22 protein-coding genes and 1 riboswitch are annotated in these 21,989 nt (G+C 68.1%); of the genes, 11 read left to right on the top strand and 11 right to left on the bottom strand.

Features of this window, described 5'->3' with window-relative positions; all coding sequences use genetic code 11:
* Positions 1-11: 11 nt before the first annotated feature.
* From E8M84_RS02410 to E8M84_RS02375, 8 genes are read right to left on the bottom strand one after another with little or no spacing between them, the layout of a single operon-like run.
* Positions 12-410, bottom strand: a complete 399-nt coding sequence (locus E8M84_RS02410; protein ID WP_137109575.1) for a RidA family protein — start codon at positions 408-410, stop codon at positions 12-14.
* Positions 403-813 carry a thioesterase family protein gene (locus tag E8M84_RS02405; RefSeq protein WP_137109574.1) on the bottom strand — a complete coding sequence of 137 codons (411 nt, stop codon included), beginning with the start codon at positions 811-813 and terminating at the stop codon, positions 403-405. The genes E8M84_RS02410 and E8M84_RS02405 overlap by 8 nt, the downstream gene beginning before the upstream one ends.
* Positions 814-815: 2 nt before the next feature.
* Complete coding sequence (locus E8M84_RS02400; protein ID WP_137109573.1) at positions 816-1,265, bottom strand: cupin domain-containing protein; 450 nt, start codon at positions 1,263-1,265, stop codon at positions 816-818.
* An 11-nt stretch (positions 1,266-1,276) separates the two neighbouring features.
* Positions 1,277-2,413 (bottom strand): acyl-CoA dehydrogenase family protein, encoded by a 1,137-nt coding sequence (locus tag E8M84_RS02395; protein ID WP_137109572.1) that lies wholly within the window; start codon positions 2,411-2,413, stop codon positions 1,277-1,279.
* 51 nt (positions 2,414-2,464) lie between these two features.
* Entirely contained in the window at positions 2,465-3,292 is an 828-nt protein-coding gene (locus E8M84_RS02390; protein ID WP_137109571.1) for an enoyl-CoA hydratase family protein, read from the bottom strand.
* Positions 3,289-3,720 (bottom strand): MarR family winged helix-turn-helix transcriptional regulator, encoded by a 432-nt coding sequence (locus E8M84_RS02385; RefSeq protein WP_137109570.1) that lies wholly within the window; start codon positions 3,718-3,720, stop codon positions 3,289-3,291. Before E8M84_RS02385 ends, E8M84_RS02390 begins: the two co-directional genes overlap by 4 nt.
* On the bottom strand, positions 3,717-4,466 hold the full coding sequence (locus E8M84_RS02380; RefSeq protein WP_137109569.1) for an SDR family NAD(P)-dependent oxidoreductase: 750 nt from the start codon (positions 4,464-4,466) through the stop codon (positions 3,717-3,719). Before E8M84_RS02380 ends, E8M84_RS02385 begins: the two co-directional genes overlap by 4 nt.
* On the bottom strand, positions 4,463-6,748 hold the full coding sequence (locus E8M84_RS02375; protein WP_137109568.1) for a bifunctional salicylyl-CoA 5-hydroxylase/oxidoreductase: 2,286 nt from the start codon (positions 6,746-6,748) through the stop codon (positions 4,463-4,465). The genes E8M84_RS02380 and E8M84_RS02375 overlap by 4 nt, the downstream gene beginning before the upstream one ends.
* Positions 6,749-6,853: 105 nt before the next feature.
* On the opposite strand from E8M84_RS02375, the gene E8M84_RS02370 reads away from it, so the two are divergent.
* The 5 genes from E8M84_RS02370 to E8M84_RS02350 all read left to right on the top strand — a co-directional run bounded on the left by E8M84_RS02370 (position 6,854) and on the right by E8M84_RS02350 (position 12,668).
* A complete protein-coding gene (locus E8M84_RS02370) occupies positions 6,854-7,609 on the top strand; it encodes an enoyl-CoA hydratase-related protein (protein WP_137109567.1) in 756 nt (251 codons plus the stop codon).
* Positions 7,606-8,724: a 3-hydroxyacyl-CoA dehydrogenase NAD-binding domain-containing protein gene (locus E8M84_RS02365; protein WP_137109566.1), complete on the top strand. Its 1,119-nt coding sequence runs from the start codon at positions 7,606-7,608 to the stop codon at positions 8,722-8,724. The genes E8M84_RS02370 and E8M84_RS02365 overlap by 4 nt, the downstream gene beginning before the upstream one ends.
* Positions 8,721-9,899: an acetyl-CoA C-acyltransferase gene (locus E8M84_RS02360; RefSeq protein WP_137109565.1), complete on the top strand. Its 1,179-nt coding sequence runs from the start codon at positions 8,721-8,723 to the stop codon at positions 9,897-9,899. The genes E8M84_RS02365 and E8M84_RS02360 overlap by 4 nt, the downstream gene beginning before the upstream one ends.
* Before the next feature lie 205 nt (positions 9,900-10,104).
* Complete coding sequence (locus E8M84_RS02355) at positions 10,105-11,103, top strand: ligase-associated DNA damage response exonuclease (protein WP_137109564.1); 999 nt, start codon at positions 10,105-10,107, stop codon at positions 11,101-11,103.
* Positions 11,100-12,668 (top strand): cisplatin damage response ATP-dependent DNA ligase, encoded by a 1,569-nt coding sequence (locus E8M84_RS02350; protein ID WP_137109563.1) that lies wholly within the window; start codon positions 11,100-11,102, stop codon positions 12,666-12,668. The genes E8M84_RS02355 and E8M84_RS02350 overlap by 4 nt, the downstream gene beginning before the upstream one ends.
* 3 nt (positions 12,669-12,671) lie before the next feature.
* Here E8M84_RS02350 and E8M84_RS02345 read toward each other — a convergent pair whose 3' ends face one another.
* Positions 12,672-13,040 (bottom strand): DsrE family protein, encoded by a 369-nt coding sequence (locus E8M84_RS02345; RefSeq protein ID WP_137109562.1) that lies wholly within the window; start codon positions 13,038-13,040, stop codon positions 12,672-12,674.
* Between the two features lie 88 nt (positions 13,041-13,128).
* Here E8M84_RS02345 and E8M84_RS02340 point away from each other — a divergent pair, with 88 nt between their 5' ends.
* The gene (locus tag E8M84_RS02340) at positions 13,129-14,079 is read left to right on the top strand and encodes an AraC family transcriptional regulator (protein ID WP_205914556.1); all 951 of its coding nucleotides are present in this window, start codon (positions 13,129-13,131) and stop codon (positions 14,077-14,079) included.
* A gap of 81 nt (positions 14,080-14,160) precedes the next feature.
* Here the strand turns inward: E8M84_RS02340 and E8M84_RS21385 are convergent, their stop codons facing one another.
* Both E8M84_RS21385 and cobO read right to left on the bottom strand, forming a co-directional pair.
* Positions 14,161-14,307 carry a hypothetical protein gene (locus tag E8M84_RS21385; protein WP_170971824.1) on the bottom strand — a complete coding sequence of 49 codons (147 nt, stop codon included), beginning with the start codon at positions 14,305-14,307 and terminating at the stop codon, positions 14,161-14,163.
* A gap of 93 nt (positions 14,308-14,400) precedes the next feature.
* Positions 14,401-15,033, bottom strand: coding sequence for a cob(I)yrinic acid a,c-diamide adenosyltransferase (cobO, locus tag E8M84_RS02335; RefSeq protein WP_137109560.1), 633 nt, complete (start codon positions 15,031-15,033; stop codon positions 14,401-14,403).
* Positions 15,034-15,069: 36 nt separating this feature from the next.
* Positions 15,070-15,269, top strand: a riboswitch (cobalamin riboswitch).
* Positions 15,270-15,351: 82 nt separating this feature from the next.
* Here cobO and E8M84_RS02330 point away from each other — a divergent pair.
* The 5 genes from E8M84_RS02330 to E8M84_RS02310 all read left to right on the top strand — a co-directional run bounded on the left by E8M84_RS02330 (position 15,352) and on the right by E8M84_RS02310 (position 21,989).
* On the top strand, positions 15,352-15,723 hold the full coding sequence (locus E8M84_RS02330; RefSeq protein WP_137109559.1) for a DUF1636 domain-containing protein: 372 nt from the start codon (positions 15,352-15,354) through the stop codon (positions 15,721-15,723).
* A complete protein-coding gene (gene cobW, locus E8M84_RS02325; protein WP_137109558.1) occupies positions 15,720-16,754 on the top strand; it encodes a cobalamin biosynthesis protein CobW in 1,035 nt (344 codons plus the stop codon). The genes E8M84_RS02330 and cobW overlap by 4 nt, the downstream gene beginning before the upstream one ends.
* Before the next feature lie 103 nt (positions 16,755-16,857).
* Complete coding sequence (gene cobN / locus E8M84_RS02320) at positions 16,858-20,091, top strand: cobaltochelatase subunit CobN (RefSeq protein ID WP_137109557.1); 3,234 nt, start codon at positions 16,858-16,860, stop codon at positions 20,089-20,091.
* 142 nt (positions 20,092-20,233) lie between these two features.
* Positions 20,234-21,376: a precorrin-3B synthase gene (gene cobG / locus E8M84_RS02315; RefSeq protein WP_137109556.1), complete on the top strand. Its 1,143-nt coding sequence runs from the start codon at positions 20,234-20,236 to the stop codon at positions 21,374-21,376.
* Positions 21,360-21,989, top strand: coding sequence for a precorrin-8X methylmutase (locus tag E8M84_RS02310; RefSeq protein WP_137109555.1), 630 nt, complete (start codon positions 21,360-21,362; stop codon positions 21,987-21,989). Before cobG ends, E8M84_RS02310 begins: the two co-directional genes overlap by 17 nt.

Here is a 21,989-nt window from a genome sequence, read left to right as displayed (position 1 = left end):
AACCCTTGCCGTCACGCCTTCGGAATGACGGCGGTTGCCTCGATTTCCACGCGGGCCCGGTCCTCGACCAGCGCCACCACCTGCACCAAGGCCATCGCCGGGTAGTGCCGCCCGATCACCGCCTTGTAGACCGCGCCCAGCTCTTTCAGGCTGCCCAGATACTCAGCCTTGTCCGTGACGTACCATGTCAGCCGCACCAGATGCTCCGGCCCTGCCCCGGCTTCGGCCAGCACCTCGACGATAGACCGCAAGGCCTGTTCGACCTGACCCACGAAGTCATCGGTCTCGAACTCCTGCGCGGCGTTCCAGCCGATGATCCCGCCGGTGAATACCATCCGCCCCTCGGCGGCCACGCCGTTGGAGTACCCCCGCGCCGCTTTCCAATGCTTCGGGTGAAGGACCTCATGCATCCTGCGTCTCCTTGTAGTACTCCAGCGCCGCCCGCATGTCCGAAGGCCAGGGCGCGGCCTTCATCCGGTCGATCCAGGCCACCGTCATCCGGACAGTCAGCAGCAGCCCGTCCGGCCCCCGCCCTTCGATCACCAGCCCCAGCGAGGACCCGCCGATCTTCTCGATCATCAAGGAAAACAGCACCTTGTCGCCCAGCCTGGACGGCTTCAGGAAACTGGTCTCGATCGCAACGGTCGGCACGCCGTTCGACGCGCCATTGTGCATCTGGGCAAAGGACCGCCCCACCACATCGGCAAAGAAGTTCTCGACGACCGAGTTCACCATCTCGAAATAGCGGGGATAGAAGACGATCCCCGCCGGGTCGCAATGGTTGAACTCGATCTGGATCAGGCGTTCATACATCGTCAGTCGTTGGCCTCGGGCGGCAGGAAGTCGACGTCGTGCCTGGCCGAGGCTTCGATGATCGCCGGGATGTCGGTCATGTCGTGCAGCGTCTCGAACAGGGCCTCAAGTTTGCCGGCCGGAGACACCCAGAACAGCGCCTTCGCCGGCTTGTCCGACTTGTTGAAATAGCCATGCGGCACGCCCTTCGGCATCCGCACCAGATCGCCCGCCTTGGCCACCGACCAGACCCCGTCCAGCTTCAGATGCAGCTCGCCCTCCTGCACCAGGATGAACTCGTCCTGATGCGGGTGGACGTGGACCGGCACGAACTGCCCCGCCTCGCTGTTGGTCTCGAAGCTGAAGGTCGTCTCGCAGGACGCCTTGGGGAAATACCGCTGCCCCAGGATGTTCAGCATCCGCCCGTGATAAGCCGTGCCGTCGCGGGTGATCCCGCCTTCAAGGTCTGCCATCTGTCCCTCCCCTATCCCAGAATGCTTCTGGCGATGATGATGCGTTGCACGTCACTTGCGCCCTCGTAGATCCGCAGCGCCCGGATCTCGCGGTACAGGCTTTCGACGGCGAACCCCTGCCGGACCCCGTCGCCGCCATGCAGCTGGACCGCCATGTCGATCACCCGGTGCGCCGCTTCGGTCGCGTAAAGCTTGGCCATCGCCGCCTCACGGCTGACCCTTGCGGCCCCCATGTCCTTGGTCCAGGCTGCCCTGTAGACCAGCAGGGCCGAGGCGTCGATTTCCAGCGCCATGTCGGCCAGATGCCCCTGCACCAGTTGCAACTCCGACAGCGCCTGCCCCTGAATGCGCCGCCCTTGCGTCCGCGCCACAGTCTCATCCAGCGCCCGCCGCGCCATCCCCAAAGCCGCCGCGCCCACGGTTGACCGGAACACGTCCAGCACCGACATCGCGATCTTGAACCCGTCGCCCGCCTTCCCGATCAGCGCGGCCTCCGGCAGGTCCACATCGGTAAGGCGCAGATGGGCCAAGGGATGCGGCGCGATCACCTCGATTCGCTCCACCACCTCCAGCCCCGCCGTTGCCGCAGGCATCAGAAAGGCCGACAACCCCTTCGCACCCGGCGCCTCGCCGGTCCGCGCAATGATCACATAGACATCGGCAATCCCGCCGTTCGAGATGTAGGTCTTCTCGCCCGACAGCCGCCAGCCGCCCTGCACCCTCTCCGCCACCGTCGCCGTCGCCGCCACGTCCGACCCCGAGCCCGGCTCCGTCAGCGCAAAGCCGGAAATCGCCGTCCCCGCCCGCGTCCGCTCCAGCCACTCCCGCTGCTCCGGCGTCCCGAACAGCGACACCGCCCCCATTCCCAGCCCCTGCATCGCAAAGACGAAATCGGCCAAGGCATCATGCCGTGCCAGCGTCTCGCGGATCAGGCAGAGGGACCGCACATCCAGCCTCTCCCCCTCACCCGTGCCCGAGTGCCGCAACCAGCCCCCCGCCCCCAGCGCCGCGACCAGCCCCTTGCAGGCCGCGTCCACATCGGAATGCGACACCGGCAGGTTCGCCGCGCACCAGTCCTCCAGCGCCGCCGCCAACTCTCGATGGCGAGCCTCGAAGAAGGGCCAATCCAGGAAACTCTGATCGCTCATTTTCTGTCCACAAATATCCCGCGGGGGTCCGGGGGCGCGAAGCCCCCCGGGTCAGTCACCCTGAAACACCGGCTGCTCTTTGGCAACGAACCCCCGGTACGCCCGCTCAAAGTCGCGGGTCTGCATGCAGATCGCCTGCGCCTGCGCCTCGGCCTCGATGGCCTGCTCCAGCCCCATGTTCCATTCCTGGTTCAGCTGGGTCTTGGTGATGCCATGCGCGAAGGTCGGCCCCGCCGCCAGCTGCCGGGCCAGCCCCATCGCCGCGTCCTCCAACCCTTCCGGAGCATGCAGCGCGTTCCAGAAACCCCAACGCTCGCCCTCCTCCGCCCGCATGACGCGGCCAGTGTACAACAGCTCTGCCGCCCGCCCCTGCCCGATGATCCGCGGCAGGATTGCGCAGGCCCCCATGTCGCAGCCCGCCAGCCCGACGCGCGTGAACAGAAATGCGCATTTCGCCCCCGGTGTCGCCAGCCGCAGATCCGAGGCCATCGCGATGATCGCGCCCGCCCCTACACAGACCCCGTCCACCGCCGCGATCACCGGCTTGCCGCAGCCGATCATCGCCTTGACCAGATCGCCCGTCATCCGGGTGAAGGCCAAGAGGTCCTTCATCTCCATCCCGACCAAGGGGCCGATGATGTCGTGCACATCCCCGCCCGAGCAGAAATTCCCGCCATTCGGGGCAAAGATCACCACATCGACGTCCGTCGCATAGACCAGCGCCCGGAACAGGTCGCGCAGCTCGGCATAGCTTTCGAAACTCAGCGGGTTCTTCCGCTCGGGCCGGTTCAGCCGGATGGTGCCCACCCGGTCCGCGACCTCCCACAGGAAATGCGCGGGCTTCAGCCCCGCCAGTTCGGTCTTGGTCAACAGGCTCATCGCTTTGCCGCCCTCTTCAGGATTTCGGTCAGCGTATCGACATCCGCATCGTCCAGCCCGGCGAAGATCTTCGCGACCTCCGCCTCATGGTCCCGGGCCAGCGCCTCGAAATGCTGCAGCCCCTGCGGCGTCAGGCTGACAAAGACCGTGCGCCGGTCGGTCTCGGACGGGCGGCGCTCCACCATCCCGTCGGCCTCCAGCCGGTCCACCACCGCCGTCACGTTGCCGTTTGACACCAGCAGCATCCGGCTCAGCTCGCTCATGCTGCAGCCCTCTTTCCGGCGATACAGCGTCGCCATCACGTCGAACCGCGGCAGGGTCGACCCGTGCTGCACCCGCAGGAATTCGCGCAGCGAGGATTCCGCCCCCCGGGTCACCGACAACAGCCGGATCCACAGCTTCAGCCGCCGCTTCGACCCTTCGGTCATGCCTCACCCCCGGAAATGGTGATCGCCTGCCCGTTCACCCCATCCGACCCCGGCCCGCACAGCCACAGCGCGGCCGAGGTGACCTCGTCAGGCCGATAAAGCCGGTTCTGCGGGCTCAAGGCTTCCAGCGCAGCCCGCGCCTCGTCCAGGCTGCGTCCGGTCTTCTCACTGATGATGCGGATGCTTTCGACCGTCATGTCGGTGTCCAGAAACCCGGGGCAGATCGCGTTCACGGTGACCGGCCCCCGCGCAACCTCCAGCGCCAGCGACCGCACCATGCCCATCACCCCATGCTTGGCCGCCGCATAGGGCGCGACCTTGGCATAGCCCTTCAGCCCGGCGGTCGAAGCTACCGCCAGCAGCCGCCCCCAGCCGTCGAATTGCCGCAAGCCTTCACGAAAGGTCAGGAACACGCCGGTCAGGTTTACCGCCAGCATCCGGTTCCATTGCTCCAGAGAGGTGCGGGCGAACGGCGCACTGTCTGCTTGCCCCGCATTGGCAATCACCACGTCGCAACGCCCCGCCTCGGCAAACAACCGCGCCACCTCGCCCTCGTCCGTCACATCCGCCAGGATCACCCGCGCCCCGGTCCGCACGGCCACCGCGCGCAGGGGGGCTTCCCGCCGTCCGCAGATCACCACCTCGGCTCCCTCAGCCGCAAACCCGCGCGCGAGGTCGGCCCCAACCCCAGTCCCCCCACCGGTGATCAGCACCCGCCGGACACGCGGATCAAGCGCCCCGCTCATGCCCGGATCACCTCTACTGCGCGCTCGGCCAGCCGTTCGGCCTGCCTCTGCCCCGCCCGGTAGGGCTTCGGCCAGACCGTACCGCTGTCTCCCGCCGCCACCGCGGCGTGCAGCGTCCAGTAGGGATCGGCCAGATGCGGACGCGCCAGACACACAAGGTCGGCCCGCCCTGCCAGCAGGATCGAGTTCACCTGATCCGCCTCGGTGATGTTGCCGACCGCCATCGTGGCGATGCCGGCCTCGTTGCGGATCCGGTCGCTGAACGGGGTCTGGAACATCCGGCCATAGACCGGCTTGGCATCGGTCGAGGTCTGCCCCGCCGACACGTCGATGATATCCGCCCCGGCTGCATGGAACATCCGGGCGATGGCAACGGCATCCTCGGGGGTCACCCCGTCACGGCCCACCCAGTCGGTGGCGGAAATCCGGACCGACATCGGCTTTTCCGCCGGCCAGACCGCCCGCATTGCGGCAAAAACCTCCAGCGGCCAGCGCATCCGGTTCTCCAGCGATCCGCCATAGCTGTCGGTCCGATGATTGGACAGGGGGCTGATGAAACTGGAAATCAGATAGCCGTGGGCCGCGTGCAGCTCCACCATGTCGAACCCGGCCCGCAATGCCATTTCCGTCGACGCCACGAACTCCGCCGTCACCCGCTCCATATCGGCTCGCGTCATTTCCCGGGGCGCAGGATGCTCCGGCGACCAGGGCAGCGGCGACGGCCCCATCGTCTCCCACGCCCCCTGGCGCAGAGGCATCTCATCCTCCTCCCAGGGCAACTGGACCGAGGCCTTCCGCCCGGCATGGCCGATCTGCGCGCACAGCTTCGCCGCCGTCTCGGCATGGACGAAATCGACCAGCCGCTTCCAGGCAGCCTCGTGCTCCGGCGCGTAGAACCCGGGGCACCCATGCGTGATCCGCCCTTCAGGCGACACGCAGGTCATCTCGGTGTAGACCAGCCCCGCCCCGCCCTTGGCGCGTTCGGCATAATGGGTGAAATGCCAGTCGGTCGGGCAGCCGTCCACCGCCTTGTACTGCGCCATGGGCGAGACGACGATCCGGTTCTCCAGCCGCATGTCGCGCAGCTGAAACGGCGCGAACATCGGGCGGCGGCCCTCACGGCCCCCCGCCTGGCGCTGGAACCAGGCCTCGGCGCTGGCCAGCCACTCCGGGTCGCGCAGCCGCAGGTTTTCATGGCTGATCCGCTGCGACCGGGTCAAAAGCGAATAGGCGAACTGGATCGGCGGCATGTCCAGGTAACGTTCAACCTGCTCGAACCACTCCAGCGAATTGCGCGCCGCCGATTGCAAGCGCAGCACCTCGACCCGGCGTTCGTCCTGATAGCGGCGGAAGGCGTCTTCCATCGTCGGCTCGGAATGCAGGTACTCGGCCAGCGCAATCGCACTGTCGAAAGCCAGCCGCGAGCCCGACCCGATCGAGAAATGCCCCGTCGCCGCCGCATCGCCCATCAGGACGACATTCTCGTGATACCACTTCTCGCAGATCACCCGCGGGAACTGGATCCAGACTGCCGACCCCCGCAGGTGCGCCGCGTTCGACATCAGCTCATGCCCGCCAAGATGCCGCTCGAAAATCTTCCGGCAGGTCTCGACCGTCTCTTCCTTGGACATGTCGGCGAAACCGAACTTGTCCCAGGTCTCAGGCAGGGTCTCGACGATGAACGTCGCGGTGTTGTCGTCGAACTGGTAGACATGCGCCCAGACCCAGCCGTGCTCGGTCTTCTCGAAGATGAAGGTGAAGGCGTCGTCGAACTTCTGGTGCGTCCCCAGCCAGACGAACTTGCACTTGCGCGTGTCGATGTCAGGCCGGAACACCTCCTTGTATTCGCCGCGCACTAGGCTGTTGATCCCATCGCAGCCGACGACAAGGTCATACTCACGGCGGTATTCCTCGGCGGATTTGAACACCGTCTCGAATTCCAGCCGCACCCCCAATTCCCGCGCGCGGGCCTGCAGCAGGACCAGCATCGCCTTGCGCCCGATCCCGGCAAAGCCATGCCCGCCCGACACCGTCCGCACCCCGTCATGCACCACGGCGATGTCGTCCCAATAGGCGAAATTGCCCCGGATCGCCTCGGCCGACACCGGGTCATTCTTCTGCATCCGGCCCAGCGCATCATCCGACAGCACGACACCCCAGCCGAAGGTGTCGTTGGCCTTGTTCCGCTCCAGCACGGTCACGTCATGCGCCGGATCGCGCAGCTTCATCGAAATGGCGAAGTACAGTCCCGCCGGCCCTCCGCCGAGGCAAAGAATCTTCATGTCCCGGTGCTCCCGTTGCTGCTGCAACTTTGACATCGCTCCTGATAATTTCAAGCTTAAAACTTTTATGCTTGAAAAAATCCCTGGTTCTTCCAAACTGCCGCCATGACCCATCTGCTTGAAATCGGCGAAGGCGCATGGACGCGGCTGGTGCTGAACCGGCCCGCCGCCCGGAACGCGCTGAACACCGCGCTTCTGGCCGATCTCGCCGCGACGCTGCAGCGGCTGGCCACTACGCCCGACTGCCGAGCCGTGCTGCTCTACGGCGCCGAGGGCAATTTCGCCGCCGGGGCCGATATTGCCGAGATCGAGACGAAGACCACCGCCGAAGGCGCAACCGACCCCCGCAAGGCGCATTGGGCCGCGATCCGCGCTTTCCCCAAACCGCTGGTCGCCGCCGTGGAGGGCTTTGCCTTGGGCGGTGGACTTGAGCTCGCCCTCATGTCCGACCTCCTCGTCGTCGGCCCCACTGCCCGCCTCGGCCTGCCCGAAACGAACCTGGGCCTGATCCCCGGCGCGGGTGGCGGCCAGCGCCTGATGTCCCGGATCGGCCCCGCCCGCGCCTCGCGAATGGTGCTGACCGGCGAAATCATCGACGCCCCCACCGCCTTCGCCTGGGGCCTCGCCTCACACCTGGCCGACGACGCCGTGACCGAAGCTGCCACGCTGACGGCCAAACTCGCCGACCGCGCCCCCCTCGCCCTGATGGCCGCCAAAGCCGCCCTCGTCGCGGGGGCCGAGGCTGCGCTGGCCCTCGCCCAGGAACGCCAGGCCTTCGAGTCCCTCCTCGACACCGCCGACAAGGCCGAAGGCATCCGCGCCTTCCGCGAAAAGCGCAAGCCGGGGTTCCAGGGCAAATGACCGCCGTCGCCGTCATCGGCCTCGGCACCATGGGCCTCGGCATCGCGCAAGTCTTCGCCGCCGCTGGCTATACAGTGCTGGCAACCGACAGCCACGAACCCGCCCGAGCCAACGCACTCGACCGCATCGCCACTTCCCTTGCCCCGCGCGTCGAGGCCGGAAAACTCTCCTCCATCGACCGCGACGCGATCCGCTCCCGCGTCCAGATCGTCGACGGTCCCGAAGCCATGGGCCAGGCCGCCCTCGCCATCGAGGCCGTGATCGAACAACTCCCCGCCAAGCAGTCCCTCTTCGCCGCGCTGGAACAGGTCATGGCACCTGACGCGATCCTCGCCACCAACACCTCCTCCCTCTCCGTCGCCGCCATTGCGCAGGGCCTCAAACACCCCGACCGCATCATCGGCCTCCACTTCTTCAACCCCGCCCCGGCGATGAAACTGGTCGAACTCGTCGCCCATCCCGGCACCGCCCCGCGGGCCCTCGACACCGCCCGAGCGCTGATGCAGCCCACGGGCAAGACCGTGATCGACTGCCCCGACCGCCCCGGTTTCATCGTCAACCGCTGTGCCCGGCCCTTCTACGGCGAGGCCCTCGCGCTGATGGAAGAAGGCCGCACCCCGGCAGAAATCGACGCCGCCATGGTCCAGGCAGGCTACCGCCTAGGCCCCTTCAGCCTGATCGACCTGATCGGCGCCGACATCAACCTCGCCGCGACCGAAGGCCTGAACCGCGCCATGGACGGCCACCCGCGCTATCACGTCTTCGACGCCCTCCGCGCCCAGGTCGCCAGCGGCACCCTTGGCCGGAAGACGGGACGCGGCTTCGTCCACCCCGACCCTCTGCCCCCGGCCCCACAGGACGCCCCCGCCATCGTCCTGCGCATCGAGGCCACCCTTGCGAACGAAGCCGCCTGGCTGCTCGCCGAAGGCGGCACGACGCGCGACGGCATCGACACCGCGCTGAAACTAGGCCTGAACCTGCCGCGTGGCCCGTTCGACTGCCTGCAAGCGCACGGCCCTGCGACCATCGCCGCCGAACTCGCCCGCCTGGAACAGGCCGCGCCCCCGCACCTCAAGACCCGTTACCTGCCACCCCCGGATGGACTGACCGCATGACCAACGACGTCTTCCTCTGCACCATGCGCCGCACCCCCATCGGCCGCTATGGCGGGGCCTTGGCCACCATCCGCCCCGACGACATGGCCGCGCATGTCATCGACGGCCTCCTCGACCTGCACCCCGGCCTCAGCATCGACGAAGTCATCCTCGGCTGCGCCAACCAGGCCGGCGAGGACAACCGCAACGTCGCCCGCATGGCTGTCCTCCTCTCCCGCCTTCCCGACTCTGTCCCCGCCCTCACCGTCAACCGCCTCTGCGCTTCGGGCATGGATGCGGTGATCGCCGGAGCCCGCGCCATCCGCGACGGGGCCGACCTCGTCATCGCGGGTGGCGTCGAAAGCATGACCCGCGCGCCTTTCGTAATGCCCAAGTCCGAAACCGCCTTCGCTCGGCAGGCCGAGGTCTACGACACCACCATCGGCTGGCGCTTCATCAACCAGCGCATCGCCAAGGCGCATGGCATCGACTCGATGCCCGAAACCGCCGAGAACGTCGCCGAGGACTTCGCCATCCCCCGCGCCGACCAGGACGCCTACGCGCTCCGCTCGCAGGACCGCTACGACGCCGACTGGCATCGCGCCGACATCCTGCCCGTCACCCTCCGCTCCCGGTCAGGCGAGACGATGGTCGACCTCGACGAACACCCCCGCGCCACCTCGCTGGACCGCCTCGCCGCGCTCCCCACCCCATTCCGCACCCCCGGCACCGTGACTGCAGGCAACGCCGCCGGGATCAACGACGGCGCCTGCGCCATCCTCCTCGCCTCGGCGCAAGCCGTCCGCGCCCACAAGCTCACCCCCCTCGCCCGGATCGGCCGCGCCGCTTCGGCCGGGGTCGCCCCCCGGATCATGGGTATCGGCCCCATCGCCGCCGTCGAACGCCTGGTCGCCCGCGGCGCGAAACCGCCCGCCGAACAGGACGTCATCGAACTCAACGAGGCCTTCGCCGCCCAGGTCCTCGCCTGCACCCGCGCCTGGGGCCTCGACGACGCCGACCCGAAGCTGAACGCCAGGGGCGGAGGCATCAGCATGGGCCACCCCCTCGGCATGTCCGGCGCCCGTATCACCGCCACCGCCGCCCGCCGTCTGTCCGAAAGCGGGGGCCAATCAGCCCTCGCCACCCTCTGCGTCGGCGTCGGCCAGGGCGTCGCGGTGGAACTTCTTGCCGTCTAAGCGGGACGGCTGACTGGGGCGAAAATCCTTCGAAGGATTTTCCAAAACTTTTCGAAAAGTTTTGCCCCCGGCCGCACCCGATCAGACCAACGTCAACCACTCCCTTAACCCCACCCCACAGGAATCCCGCGACGCCAAACGCGTTGACACCCAGGCGCAAAGCCACACCTTTGCATCGGCGCCCCCGCACCGCTTGGACACCCGAATGGCCCGACCGCCCCTCCTTATCCCGCGACCCGAGGGGCTTTACTGCCCGGGCGGCGATTTCTTCATCGACCCCCCCCCCCCCGTCCCCCGAGCGCTGGTCACCCACGGCCATTCCGACCACGCCCGCCCCGGCCACGCCGCCGTCATGGCCACCCGGGAAACGCTCGACATCATGGCGATCCGCTACGGCGACGACTTCACCAACGCACGCCAGCCCTACACCGACCCCACCCGCATCGGCGAGGTCACCGTCTCCTTCCACCCGGCAGGCCACGTCCTCGGCTCGGCCCAGATCGCGGTGCAAGGCTCGGGCCAAAAGATCGTCGTCTCCGGCGACTACGCCCGCGTCCCCACCCCCACCTGCGCCCCTTTCGAACCCGTCCCCTGCGACATCTTCGTGACCGAGGCGACCTTCGCCCTCCCCGTCTTCCGCCACCCCCCACCGCAAGTGGAAATCGCCCGGCTCCTCGCCAGCGTCGAAGCCTTCCCCGAACGCGCGCACCTGATCGGAGCCTACGCCCTTGGCAAAGCCCAGCGCGTCATCGCCGCCATCCGGGCCTCAGGGTGGGACGCTCCCATCCACATCCACGGCGCGCTGCAGCGCCTCTGCGACTACCACGTCGCGCAAGGCATTGACCTCGGCGACCTCCGCCCCGCGACCGAGGGCAAGAAGTCGGACTTCGCCGGAGCCATCATCATCGCGCCCCCGTCGGCCTTCGCCGCCACCTGGGCCCAGCGCTTCCCCGACCCGGTCCTCGCCTTCGCATCCGGCTGGATGCAGGTCCGCGCCCGCGCCCGCCAGCGCGGCGTCGAACTGCCGCTCATCATTTCCGACCACATCGACTGGCCCCACCTTACCGCCACCATCACCGAGCTTAACCCGTCCGAAGTCTGGATCACCCACGGCCGCGAAGACGCCCTGATGCGCTGGTGCGAGGTGACCCAGCGCGCCGCGAAACCCCTCCACCTCGTCGGCTACGAGGATGAAGCGGAATGAGCCTTTCAGCCTTCGCCACCCTCCTCGAACGCCTCGCCTTCACGCCGCAACGGTTGGGCAAGGAACGCCTCCTCACCACCGCCTTCGCCGAACAGACCGACCCCCAGCGCGGCCTGATGCTCGCCGCCCTGACCGGGGATCTGAAGCTGCGACAGGTCACCCCAAGCCTCCTCCGCGGCCTGACCGAAACGCGAGTAGATGCTCAGCTTTTCACCTACAGCTATGATTTCGTTGGCGATCTGGCCGAGACGATCTCGCTGATCTGGCCCGAAGGCACCCGCTCCGACCCGCCTCTGTCGGAAGTCGTCCACGAACTCGCGACCACCCCCAAGACCCGCCTTCCGGCGCTGATCACCGCCCGGCTCGACAGCCTCGGCCCCTCCGAACGTTACGCCTACCTGAAACTCGCCACCGGCGCGCTGCGCGTCGGCGTCTCCGCCCGCCTCGCCCGCACCGCCTTCGCCACCTGGGCCAACCTTCCCCTCCCCGAGGTCGAGGAGATCTGGCACGCCCTCACGCCCCCCTACCTCGACCTCTTCGCCTGGGCTGGCGGAGCCCCACGCCCCGAAGCCGCCGCCCGCGCGCCTTTCCGCCCGGTGATGCTCTCCACCCCCACCGACCTCGACCAGCTCTCCGCCCTCGACCCCGCCGACTACGCCGCCGAATGGAAATGGGACGGCATCCGCGTCCAGGCCGTCAGCGACGGCGGCACCCGGCGGCTCTATTCCCGGACCGGAGAGGACATCAGCCCCGCCTTCCCCGATGTCCTCGACCTGATGCACTTCGACGGAGCCCTCGACGGCGAACTCCTTGTCCGCCGCGGCGACGACATCGCCAGCTTCGGCGACCTCCAGCAGCGTCTGAACCGCAAGACCGTCACCCCCGCCATGCTCCGCTCCCACCCCGCAGGCCTGCGCCTGTATGACGTCCTGATCTGGAACGGCCAGGACCTGCGCGACCAGCCCTACGACGCCCGCCGCGCGACCCTGACCCAGGCCGTCGCAAACCTCGGCCCCCGCATCGACCTGTCCCCGAACCTGCACTTCGCCACCTGGAACGACCTCGCCGCCCTCCGCCTGAACCCGCCCGCCGACGTCATCGAAGGCGTGATGATCAAGCGCCGCGACAGCCCCTACCTCGCCGGCCGCATGAAGGGCCCCTGGTTCAAATGGAAACGCGACCCCCACCTGATCGACGCCGTCCTGATGTACGCCCAGCGCGGCCACGGCAAACGCTCCGGCTTCTACTCCGACTTCACCTTCGGCGTCTGGAACGGCGACGACCTCGTCCCCGTCGGCAAGGCCTATTTCGGCTTCACCGACGAGGAACTGAAGGAACTCGACCGCTTCGTCCGCAACAACACGGTCGAGCGTTTCGGCACCGTCCGCTCCGTCGCCCGCACCCGCGTGGTGGAGGTGGCGTTCGAGGGCCTCAACCGCTCCTCCCGCCACAAATCCGGCGTCGCGATGCGCTTCCCCCGCATCAACCGCATCCGCAGCGACAAACCCGCGTCCGAGGCCGACCACCTCTCAACCCTCCAGGCCATGCTACCGCCCGAGGCGTAGCGCCTAGAACGACACCACCGCCGCCCCGGCCTTGATCTCGGCATGCATGGCGCTGGCCCCCTGGATCACCACACCGTCCAGCAAGTCCTCCGGCCCATAGCCCCGCGCCTTCACGCAGGGCGGGCAGGCCCAGATCACCCCACCCCGCGCCTGAAAGTCGGCGATCAGCGCCGCCAGCGGGTCCAGGGGCGGCACATGCGTCATCGCCTGCCCACCCTTCCGCACCAGGTCCACCGCGTTCGAGGTGAGGAAGACACTGACCTGCAGCCCCGCCGTGAGCCCGCCATTGGCGATAGTGAACCCGACCGAAGACAACTCGCTCGCAATCCCGTTCGTCATCACCACCACAAGTTTGTCGCTGCCCGTTGCCATGATAATCTCCTGTGCAATGCATGGGTTTCGATGCCCCCTCATTGCCCGAAGCAGGAGCCTTCCGTCTTTGGCCGACCCGCCGAAATCCTTGACCGATCTACCAGAGACCGCGCAGCTCCTCTCCCAGGCCCTGCGCCGCATCCGCATCTCCGGCTCACTGCAATACTGCTTCATGCCGCAGGGCGACTGGACCACCGACGCCACCCCCGCGCCGTGGCGACCGAAGGACGCGATCGGCTTTCACATCGTCGCCGCCGGCCCCTGCTGGGTCGACTTGCATGGACGTCGCACCATACTTGAAACCGGAGACATCGCCGCCTTCCCCTTCGGCACACCGCACATGCTTGGCGCGGGCGAGGGCGGTCGGCTGATCGACCCCGGCGGAGACCTTCCGGCACAGCCCTGGCCCGCGACCCCAACGCTCCACTACCCCGCGCCAGGTCCACAGGTCCGCATCCTCTGCGGCTATGTCCAATGTCAGGCGACAGGCTTCGCCCCGTTCCGCGCCGCGCTGCCCGAGTTCATCCATTTGCGGACAGCAGGCCAAAACGACTGGCTCTCCGGCACCATCGCCCAGATCGTAACCGAGGTTGACCAGCCCCAACCCGGCGGCGGCCCGATTCTCGAACGCTTGACCGAACTCGCTTTCCTGGAAATCCTGCGCCGCCAGTTCCAGACCCCGGCGCCCAAGGGCTGGCTGGCCGCGATCCTCGACCCCACGCTGTCACGCGCCCTCCTCGCGCTGCACGACGCGCCCACCCGTGACTGGAGCCTACCCGCGCTGGCGCAGGCGACCGGCACCTCCCGCTCCGCCCTCACCGCGCGCTTCACGGGCCTTCTCGGCACCTCGCCCATGCGCTACCTGCGCGACTGGCGCCTCTACCTCGCTACCGAGGCACTTGCGTCCACTCCCGACCCGATCATCACCATTGCAACCGGAGCCGGTTACGGCACCGAAGCCGCCTTCACCCGCGCCTTCACACGCCAGTTCGGCACGCCCCCGGCAGAGTGGCGAAAAACCCGGAGCCGTCCGGAGTAGGCTGCGCGACAGCGCACCGTCCGAAGGTCGGGCCTCAGACCGACGCCCAACCAAGTAGGTCGGGGCCTGCCCCGACTTCGGTCAGAACAGCCCGTCGCCGCCCTTGTCCTGCTCCACCGCCTCATCGGCTACCACCGCCGCAGCCCCGCCGATAACCAGCGGCGCACAGCCCGAGGCCATGAGGCCCGTCATCAGAAGCACCAGTGCCAGACCCGTTTTCCGCATCATTCCATCTCCTGCCAAATTCTTTCCAATTCCCTAACGTCCGCGACCAAGTCCTTGATTCCAAGATGGTCCCAGCGTTTGTCCACCGTGGACAAATCAGAACTCCACCCCCGGCTGCGCCTTGATCCCGGACCGGAAGGGATGCTTCACCAGCGTCATCTCGGTCACCAGATCGGCCGCCTCGATCAGCTCTTCCTTCGCATTCCGACCCGTCAGAACCACATGAGTCAAGGGCGGTTTCTCGGTCTTCAGAAACTCCAGCACCTCGCCGATATCCAGGTAGTCATACCGCAGCGCGATGTTGATCTCATCCAACAACACCATGCGGACCTCCGGGTTCCGAATAATCTCCTTCGCCTTCTCCCACCCCGCCTTCGCCGCCGCGATGTCGCGGGTCTTGTCCTGCGTTTCCCAGGTGAACCCCTCGCCCATCGCATGGAACTGGCAGAGGTCGCTGAAATGCGAGGTAATCAACCGCCGCTCGCCGGTATCCCAGGCCCCCTTGATGAACTGCACCACCGCCGACGGCATCCCGTGCGCCACGCAGCGCAGGATCATCCCGAAGCCGCTGGAGGACTTCCCCTTCCCCGCGCCCGTGTGGACGATGATCAGCCCCTTCTCACCCTCCTTCCCCGCCATGATCTTGTCCCGCGCGGCCTTCTTCTTGGCCATCTTCGAGGCATGCCGGGCAAGGTCATCCACTTCGGGCGTCGCAACGGGATCGGTCATGGTCGGTCGTGTCCTTGACAAGGGGGGGTGCCATGGCTCAGGTGGGCTGGCGCTGGTTCCTGTTTATGACAGGCGAAGAGGGAATGCGACAGGTCGGAAGCGACCCACAGCAGCCGCCCCCGCGACCGTGACCGGAGAGGTCCCATGGCCACTGGCGATCAGCCGGGAAGGCGGGGGCTGTGGGGGAAACCCCGTATCCGCAAGCCGGGAGACCTGCCAGCGTGGAAGGTAACCGGCGGACGGGGTGTTCCGCGACCGGTGATCGGCGGTGTCCCCGCCCCTCGCTGGCCCACCCTTTTCGCCTTTTGGAAGGCACCGATGGGCACGACCCTTTTCGTCTGCACCACCTGCAAGGCCGGGAACCCGGTGCCTGAGGGCGACCTGCCCCCCGGTGCCCAGTTGCACGCCGCCCTGCTTGCCGAACCTGCGCCCGAGGGCGTCCGCATCGTCGGGGTGGAGTGCCTGTCTGCCTGCAACACCGGCTGCGCCGTATCGCTCACCAAACCCGGTGCCTGGTCCTACGTCTACGGCCGCCTTACCCTTGACGACGTCCCCGCAATCATCGAAGGCGCCGGGAAATACGCGGCCACCGCAGACGGAATCGTCCCCTGGCGCGACCGCCCCACCGTCTTCCGCAAGCAATCCATCGCCCGCATCCCGCCCCACCCCCTGCAAGAGGCCGCCGAATGACCGATCTGACGAAAATCCCCGTGACCGTGATCACCGGCTTTCTTGGCGCGGGAAAAACCACGCTGATCCGCCACCTGATGCAGAACCCGCAGGGCAAGCGCCTTGCGATCCTCGTGAACGAGTTCGGCACCGTGGGCGTCGACGGCGACATCCTGAAATCCTGCGCGGACGAAAACTGCCCGGTCGAGAACATCGTGGAACTCGCCAACGGCTGCATCTGCTGCACCGTCGCCGACGACTTCATCCCGACGATCGAGCAGCTGATGGCCATGCCCCAGCGCCCCGACCATATCCTGATCGAGACCTCGGGCCTCGCCCTGCCGAAACCCCTCCTCAAGGCCTTCGACTGGCCCGCGATCCGGTCGAAGATCACCGTCGACGGCGTCATCGCGCTGGCCGACGCCGAAGCCGTCGCCGCCGGCCGCTTCGCCCCCGACGTGGAGGCTGTCGAGGCCCAACGCGCCGCCGATGACTCTCTCGATCACGAGACCCCGCTGTCGGAAGTCTTCGAAGACCAGATCCTTTGCGCTGACCTGATCCTGCTGTCCAAAGCCGACCTCGCCGGGGATGCAGGCCTCGCCGCTGCGAAAGAGGTCATCGCCGCCGAGATGAACCGCCCGGTCCCGATGCTGCCGATGACCGACGGCGTGATCGACCCCCGTGTGATCCTTGGCCTCAACGCCGCCGCCGAGGACGACCTCGCGTCGCGCCCCTCGCACCACGACGGCGAGGACGACCATGAGCATGACGACTTCGATAGCGTCGTCATCGACCTGCCCGAGGTGACCGACCCCGAGGCCCTGTCCGCCGCCATTGTCCGGCTGGCCGAAGAACTGCACATCCTCCGCGTAAAGGGCCACGTCACCGTCGCCGGGAAACCCCTGCGCCTCCTCGTCCAGGCCGTCGGCGCCCGCGTCCGTATGCAGTACGACCGCCCCTGGGGGGCCGAGCCACGCAAGTCACAGCTGGTGGTCATCGCCGAGCACGACGACATCGACGAGGCGGCCATCCGCAAGGTCCTGGGGGCCTGACAGCCGTGACCCGTCCCTTCCCATCCCGCAGGCACCAAGCGCCTCCCTCCCCCCACCGTGGGGGAGGGTTGGGGTGGGGGGGCACCTCCCCTGGGAGGACCTGATGCACGTCGTCTTCCGCGAAAGCCACGGGCTGGAGGAAACCGAGACCCCCTTCGACCCCGGCCAGGACCCGGCCGACCTGGTGGTCCTCAGCTTTTCTGACAGCGACCTCGGGGCCTTCACCGCGGGGTATGAGCGCGCCCGTAGGGTGGGTTTCCAACCCACCGTCCGCCTCGCCAACATCATCGCGCTGAAGCACCCGATTTCTGTCGATACCTACGCCGAGCGCACCCTTTCGGGCGCAAAGGCCATCCTGGTCCGCCTGATCGGGGGCGAGGCCTACTGGCCCTACGGCCTCTCCACCCTGCAGGACCTCGCCCGCCGCAACGGCACGGCCCTCGCCATCCTCCCCGCCGACGGCCGCCCCGATCCGCGGCTCGACGAACTCTCGACCCTCCCCGTCTCCACCCTCCGCCGGTTGCAGGCCCTCTGCGACGAAGGCGGGGCCGTCGCTGCCCATGCCGCTCTGGCTCAACTCGCCTTGGCCGCAGGCATCTATGCCGCTCCGGTGATGGGCGAAAAGACCGTGCCGCAGATGGGGTTCTACGATCCGGAAAAGGGCGTCTCGCCTGCACCCGCAGGCTCGAACCCGGTCCTCGTCACCTTCTACCGCAGCTACCTGACTTCCGGCGACACGAGCCCCGTGGACGCGCTGATCCAAACCCTCCGCGCCGAGGGCTTCGCGGCCTACGGCGCCTTCGCCCCAAGCCTCAAGGCCCCCGGCGTTGCCGACTGGCTGTCAACCCACCTGACCGCGGCACCCCCGGTCGCGATCCTCAACGCCACCGCCTTCTCCGCCAAAGCGGACGACGGCGCGACGCCCTTCGACGCGGCCCGATGCCCCGTCTTCCAGGTCGCCCTTTCCACCGCCCGCCGCCGCGACTGGCAGACCTCCGACCGCGGCCTGTCGCCCGCCGACCTCGCCATGCACGTCGTGCTGCCGGAAGTCGACGGCCGCCTCTTCGCCGGGATCGTCAGCCACAAGTCCCCCGGCAAACGCCACCCCGAGCTGCAATTCTCCCGCTTCGCGCACCGCGCCGACACCGCACGCATCCAGGCCGTCGTTGACCGCGCAAAACACTGGCACCGCCTCGCCACCACTCCCGCATCAGAGCGTCACCTGGCGATCATCCTCTCCACCTACCCCGGCCGCGCGCATCAGATGGCCCACGCCGTCGGCCTCGACGCATTGGCCTCGACCGACCGCCTCCTCGAAACCCTTGCCGCCGAGGGCTACCGGGTCACCGCAGGCCAACCCCTACCGCAGGCGCTGACCGAAACTCTCACCTGGCCCCTCTCAGCCTACGAAGCCGCCCTCGCAACCCTCCCGGAACCCCTCCGCCAAGACCCGACCGAGGCCTGGGGCGACCCCGCCTCCGACCCCTCAGTCCACCAAGGCCAGTTCCACTTCCCCGCCACCCGTCGCGGGAACACCGTCATCGCCCTCCAACCCGAACGCGGCGAAGTCACCCAGCGGGACAACGACTACCACGACCTCTCCCGCACCCCGCGCCACGCCTATGTCGCCTTCTACCTCTGGCTCCGGTCGCAGGGCCTCCACGCCCTGATCCACATGGGCGCGCATGGCACTTTGGAGTGGCTTCCGGGCAAATCCGTCGCCCTCAGTGACACCTGCTGGCCCGAGGCGCTCATCGGCTCCACCCCGGTCATCTACCCCTTCATCGTCAACGACCCCGGCGAGGCCGCCCAGGCCAAGCGCCGCATTGGCGCCGTGACCCTCGGACACCTGCCCCCTCCGTTGGCGCAAAGCGTGGTCCCCCCGGAACTCCAGCGCCTCGAACGCCTGCTCGACGAATACTCCACCGCCGACGGCTTGGACCCCGCCCGCCGCACCCGTCTGATCGCTTCCATCCGCGATGAGGCCTCCGCCTCCGGTGTCGCCGCTGACCTCGGCCTGTCCGCCAACGCCACCCCCGCCGAGGCGATCACCCGCATCGACCGCTTCGTCTGCGACCTGAAGGAAAGCCAGTTCGGCCAGGGCCTCCACATCTTCGGCGATGGGCAAGGTGAAACCCAAGGCCTCCTTACCGCCCTGAACGGCCACCGCGTCCCTCCCGGCCCGGCAGGGTCTCCGAACCGGGGCCGCAGCGACGTGCTGCCAACGGGCCGCAACCTCTTCTCCGTCGACCCCCGCGCGGTCCCCTCGCGCAACGCCCATGCCCAGGGCGTCAAACTCGCCGAGGAACTGATCCGCCGCCACCTGCAGGACCACGGCGACTACCCGCGCGGCCTTGTCGTCGACCTCTGGGGCAGCGCCACCATGCGCACGGCGGGCGAGGAATTCGCCATGGCCCTCCACCTGGCAGGCCTTGCACCGAAATGGGACGAAGGGTCGGCACGGGTCTCCGGCTTCGAAATCCTCCCCCTCGCAATCCTTGGCCGCCCCAGGATCGACGTCACCCTCCGCGTCTCCGGCCTCTTCCGCGACGTCTTCCCGACGCTGGCGCAACTCTTCGAAGCCGGGGCCGAGGCCCTGAGCCAGCGCGAGGAAACCCCCGAAGACAACCCCTACACGGCCCGCGAAGCCCGCGTCTTCGGCCCCAAGCCCGGCCTTTACGGCCTCGGCATGGGAACCGCCGCCGACACCTTCACCGACGAAGCACGCCAGGCGGCAGGCGAAGCCTGGCTCAACGCCTCAAGCTGGGCCATCGGCTCCGACGGACAGTCCACCGAGGCTCGCGCCGCCCTCGAAGCCCGCGTCCTCTCGGCGGATAGCTTCGTCCACGCCCAGGACCTCCCCGAAACAGACGTCCTCATCGCCGCCGACTACGCCGCGCATGAGGCAGGTTTCGCCGCCGCCGTCGCCAAGCTCGGCGGAGCCAAACCCACCCTCTACCACCTCGACGCCACCCGCCCCGACACACCCCATGCAAGAACCCTCACCGAGGAGATCGCCCGCGTCGTCCGCGCCCGCGCTGCCAACCCGCACTGGGCCGAAGGCATGATGAACCACGGCTTCCGGGGCGGAGCCGAGATCGCCGCCACGCTCGACCACATGGCCGCCTTCGCCCATCTCGCGCAGGTCGTCCCGCCGCATCTCTTCGATCTCTACCACGACGCCACCCTCGGCCGCGACGAGGTCCGCGACTTCCTCGCCCGCGAAAACCCCGCCGCCCTTCAAGCCATGGAAGACCTCTTCCGCCGCCTCCATGACGCAGGACTCTGGCAGACCCGCCGCAACTCCATCGCCGCAAGGCTGGACGGTGCCGCATGACCAAGCCCTTTCACCTGTTCCCAAATATCCCCGCCGGAGGCACGTCCGAGCCGGTTGCGCGCCCTTCGCGCGCAGAGGCGAGACAAAAGGCTTGCGCGTCAGCGCTCATTTCGAGAACCGACCCAAGCCGGGGGCGAGCCGCATGACCGCCTGGGAGATCAAGGGCTGGTGCCCCGGCGCCCTCCGCCCGATGCAATCAGGCGACGGCCTCGTCGTGCGCATCCGCCCTCCCTTGGGCCGCCTGACCCCACAACAGGCCCAAGCCATTGCGCAAGCCGCCAAAACCCACGGCAACGGCATCATCGACCTCTCCGCCCGCGCCAACCTGCAACTGCGCGGCGTGACCGAGGTCTCGCACCCCCGCCTCATCGACGACCTCCGCGCGCAAAACCTCATCGACCCCGACATCGAAACGGAATCCCTGCGCAACCTCATCGTCACGCCCTTCCGCGACGCCGAGACAACCCAACTCGCCGCCACCCTCACCGCCGCCCTCACCCGGATGCCCAAACTCCCCGGCAAGTTCGGCTTCGCTCTCGACACCGGCCCGCGCCCCGTCCTGACCCAAGCCTCCGTCGACATCCGCGTCGAACGCAGCCCGGACGGCCGCCTGATCCTGCGCCCCGAGGGACACCCGCTTGGCCAATCCGTCACCGACCTCGCCCAGGACGCCATCGCGATGGCCAACTGGTTCGTCCAGAGCGGCGGCATCACCAACGGCCGGGGCCGCATGGCTGCCCTCATCGCCAAGGGCACCGTTCCACCGGGCTGCACCCTCGCCCCCGCCGAGCCGCTGCCGACCCCGACACCCGGCCTTTATCCTGACGGAGCCCTGGTCGCCCTCGCCTTCGGCCAGATTCAGGCCGAAACGCTGCACGCCCTCGCCGCCCTCGGCCACGAGATCCGCCCGACCCCGTGGCGCATGCTGCTGATTGTCGGCGCGACCGAACTCCCGGCCATCCCCGGCCTCATCACCGACCCGTCAGACCCGATCCTCAGGATCACCGCCTGCACCGGGGCTCCCGGCTGCCCGCAGGCCCTGGGCGATACGCGGACCCTCGCCCGAAAGCTCGCCCCTCACCTCGCGGCCGCGCAGAGCCTCCACATCTCCGGCTGCGCAAAGGGCTGCGCTCATCCCAGCGCTGCCGAGACAACCCTCACCGCCACCGGCCAGGGCTACGACCTGATCCGCAACGGCACTGCCCATGACACGCCCAGCCAGCGGAACCTTTCCCCGCAGGCGATCCTCGACCACCTGAAGGCCCCGAATGCCCCACACCTATGAAACCGACGGCGCCGCGATCTACCTGCAATCCTTCGCCATGATCCGGGCAGAGGCCGAGCTCGCCCGCTTCACGCCCGAGGAAGAGATCGTCGCCGTCCGCATGATCCACGCCGCCGGGATGGTGGAGCTTGCCCCGCATATCCACTTCACCCCCGGCATGGCCATCGCCGCCCGCGCCGCGCTGGAAGACGGTGCGCCGATCCTGTGCGACGCGCGCATGGTCAGCGAAGGCATCACCCGCGCCCGGCTGCCCAAGAACAACGAGGTCATCTGCACCCTGCACGACCCCAAGGTCCCCGCGCTGGCCAAGGAGATGCAGAACACCCGTTCCGCCGCCGCCCTGGAACTCTGGCGCCCCCATCTCGCTGGATCCATCGTCGCCATCGGCAACGCTCCCACGGCGCTTTTCCACCTTCTCAACATGCTGGAAGACCCCGCCTGCCCGCGCCCCGCCGCGATCATCGGCTGCCCGGTGGGCTTTGTCGGCGCGGCTGAATCGAAGGACGCGCTGATGGCGGCCCCGCCCGCGCCATCCGTCATCGTCAAGGGTCGCCTCGGCGGGTCGGCCATCACCGTGGCCGCCGTCAACGCGCTGGCCTCCCGGAAGGAATGA

Source organism: Rhodobacter sp. SY28-1 (assembly GCF_005222785.1).
GTDB lineage: Bacteria > Pseudomonadota > Alphaproteobacteria > Rhodobacterales > Rhodobacteraceae > Tabrizicola.
The sequence above is the reverse complement of the archived record's forward strand: the minus strand, read 5'-3'. Positions and strand labels throughout refer to the sequence as shown.

Excerpts from the sequence above, each read along its gene's own strand:
- E8M84_RS02330 (WP_137109559.1), top strand. The coding sequence starts at position 15,352 with ATGGGCACGACCCTTTTCGTCTGCACCACCTGCAAGGCCGGGAACCCG.
- E8M84_RS02380 (WP_137109569.1), bottom strand. The coding sequence starts at position 4,466 with ATGAGCGGGGCGCTTGATCCGCGTGTCCGGCGGGTGCTGATCACCGGT.
- E8M84_RS02345 (WP_137109562.1), bottom strand. The coding sequence starts at position 13,040 with ATGGCAACGGGCAGCGACAAACTTGTGGTGGTGATGACGAACGGGATT.
- E8M84_RS21385 (WP_170971824.1), bottom strand. The coding sequence starts at position 14,307 with ATGATGCGGAAAACGGGTCTGGCACTGGTGCTTCTGATGACGGGCCTC.
- cobN (WP_137109557.1), top strand. The coding sequence starts at position 16,858 with ATGCACGTCGTCTTCCGCGAAAGCCACGGGCTGGAGGAAACCGAGACC.
- cobG (WP_137109556.1), top strand. The coding sequence starts at position 20,234 with ATGACCGCCTGGGAGATCAAGGGCTGGTGCCCCGGCGCCCTCCGCCCG.
- E8M84_RS02355 (WP_137109564.1), top strand. The coding sequence starts at position 10,105 with ATGGCCCGACCGCCCCTCCTTATCCCGCGACCCGAGGGGCTTTACTGC.
- cobW (WP_137109558.1), top strand. The coding sequence starts at position 15,720 with ATGACCGATCTGACGAAAATCCCCGTGACCGTGATCACCGGCTTTCTT.
- E8M84_RS02370 (WP_137109567.1), top strand. The coding sequence starts at position 6,854 with ATGACCCATCTGCTTGAAATCGGCGAAGGCGCATGGACGCGGCTGGTG.
- cobO (WP_137109560.1), bottom strand. The coding sequence starts at position 15,033 with ATGACCGATCCCGTTGCGACGCCCGAAGTGGATGACCTTGCCCGGCAT.
- E8M84_RS02375 (WP_137109568.1), bottom strand. The coding sequence starts at position 6,748 with ATGAAGATTCTTTGCCTCGGCGGAGGGCCGGCGGGACTGTACTTCGCC.
- E8M84_RS02410 (WP_137109575.1), bottom strand. The coding sequence starts at position 410 with ATGCATGAGGTCCTTCACCCGAAGCATTGGAAAGCGGCGCGGGGGTAC.
- E8M84_RS02405 (WP_137109574.1), bottom strand. The coding sequence starts at position 813 with ATGTATGAACGCCTGATCCAGATCGAGTTCAACCATTGCGACCCGGCG.
- E8M84_RS02360 (WP_137109565.1), top strand. The coding sequence starts at position 8,721 with ATGACCAACGACGTCTTCCTCTGCACCATGCGCCGCACCCCCATCGGC.
- E8M84_RS02310 (WP_137109555.1), top strand. The coding sequence starts at position 21,360 with ATGCCCCACACCTATGAAACCGACGGCGCCGCGATCTACCTGCAATCC.
- E8M84_RS02390 (WP_137109571.1), bottom strand. The coding sequence starts at position 3,292 with ATGAGCCTGTTGACCAAGACCGAACTGGCGGGGCTGAAGCCCGCGCAT.
- E8M84_RS02365 (WP_137109566.1), top strand. The coding sequence starts at position 7,606 with ATGACCGCCGTCGCCGTCATCGGCCTCGGCACCATGGGCCTCGGCATC.
- E8M84_RS02350 (WP_137109563.1), top strand. The coding sequence starts at position 11,100 with ATGAGCCTTTCAGCCTTCGCCACCCTCCTCGAACGCCTCGCCTTCACG.
- E8M84_RS02400 (WP_137109573.1), bottom strand. The coding sequence starts at position 1,265 with ATGGCAGACCTTGAAGGCGGGATCACCCGCGACGGCACGGCTTATCAC.
- E8M84_RS02395 (WP_137109572.1), bottom strand. The coding sequence starts at position 2,413 with ATGAGCGATCAGAGTTTCCTGGATTGGCCCTTCTTCGAGGCTCGCCAT.
- E8M84_RS02385 (WP_137109570.1), bottom strand. The coding sequence starts at position 3,720 with ATGACCGAAGGGTCGAAGCGGCGGCTGAAGCTGTGGATCCGGCTGTTG.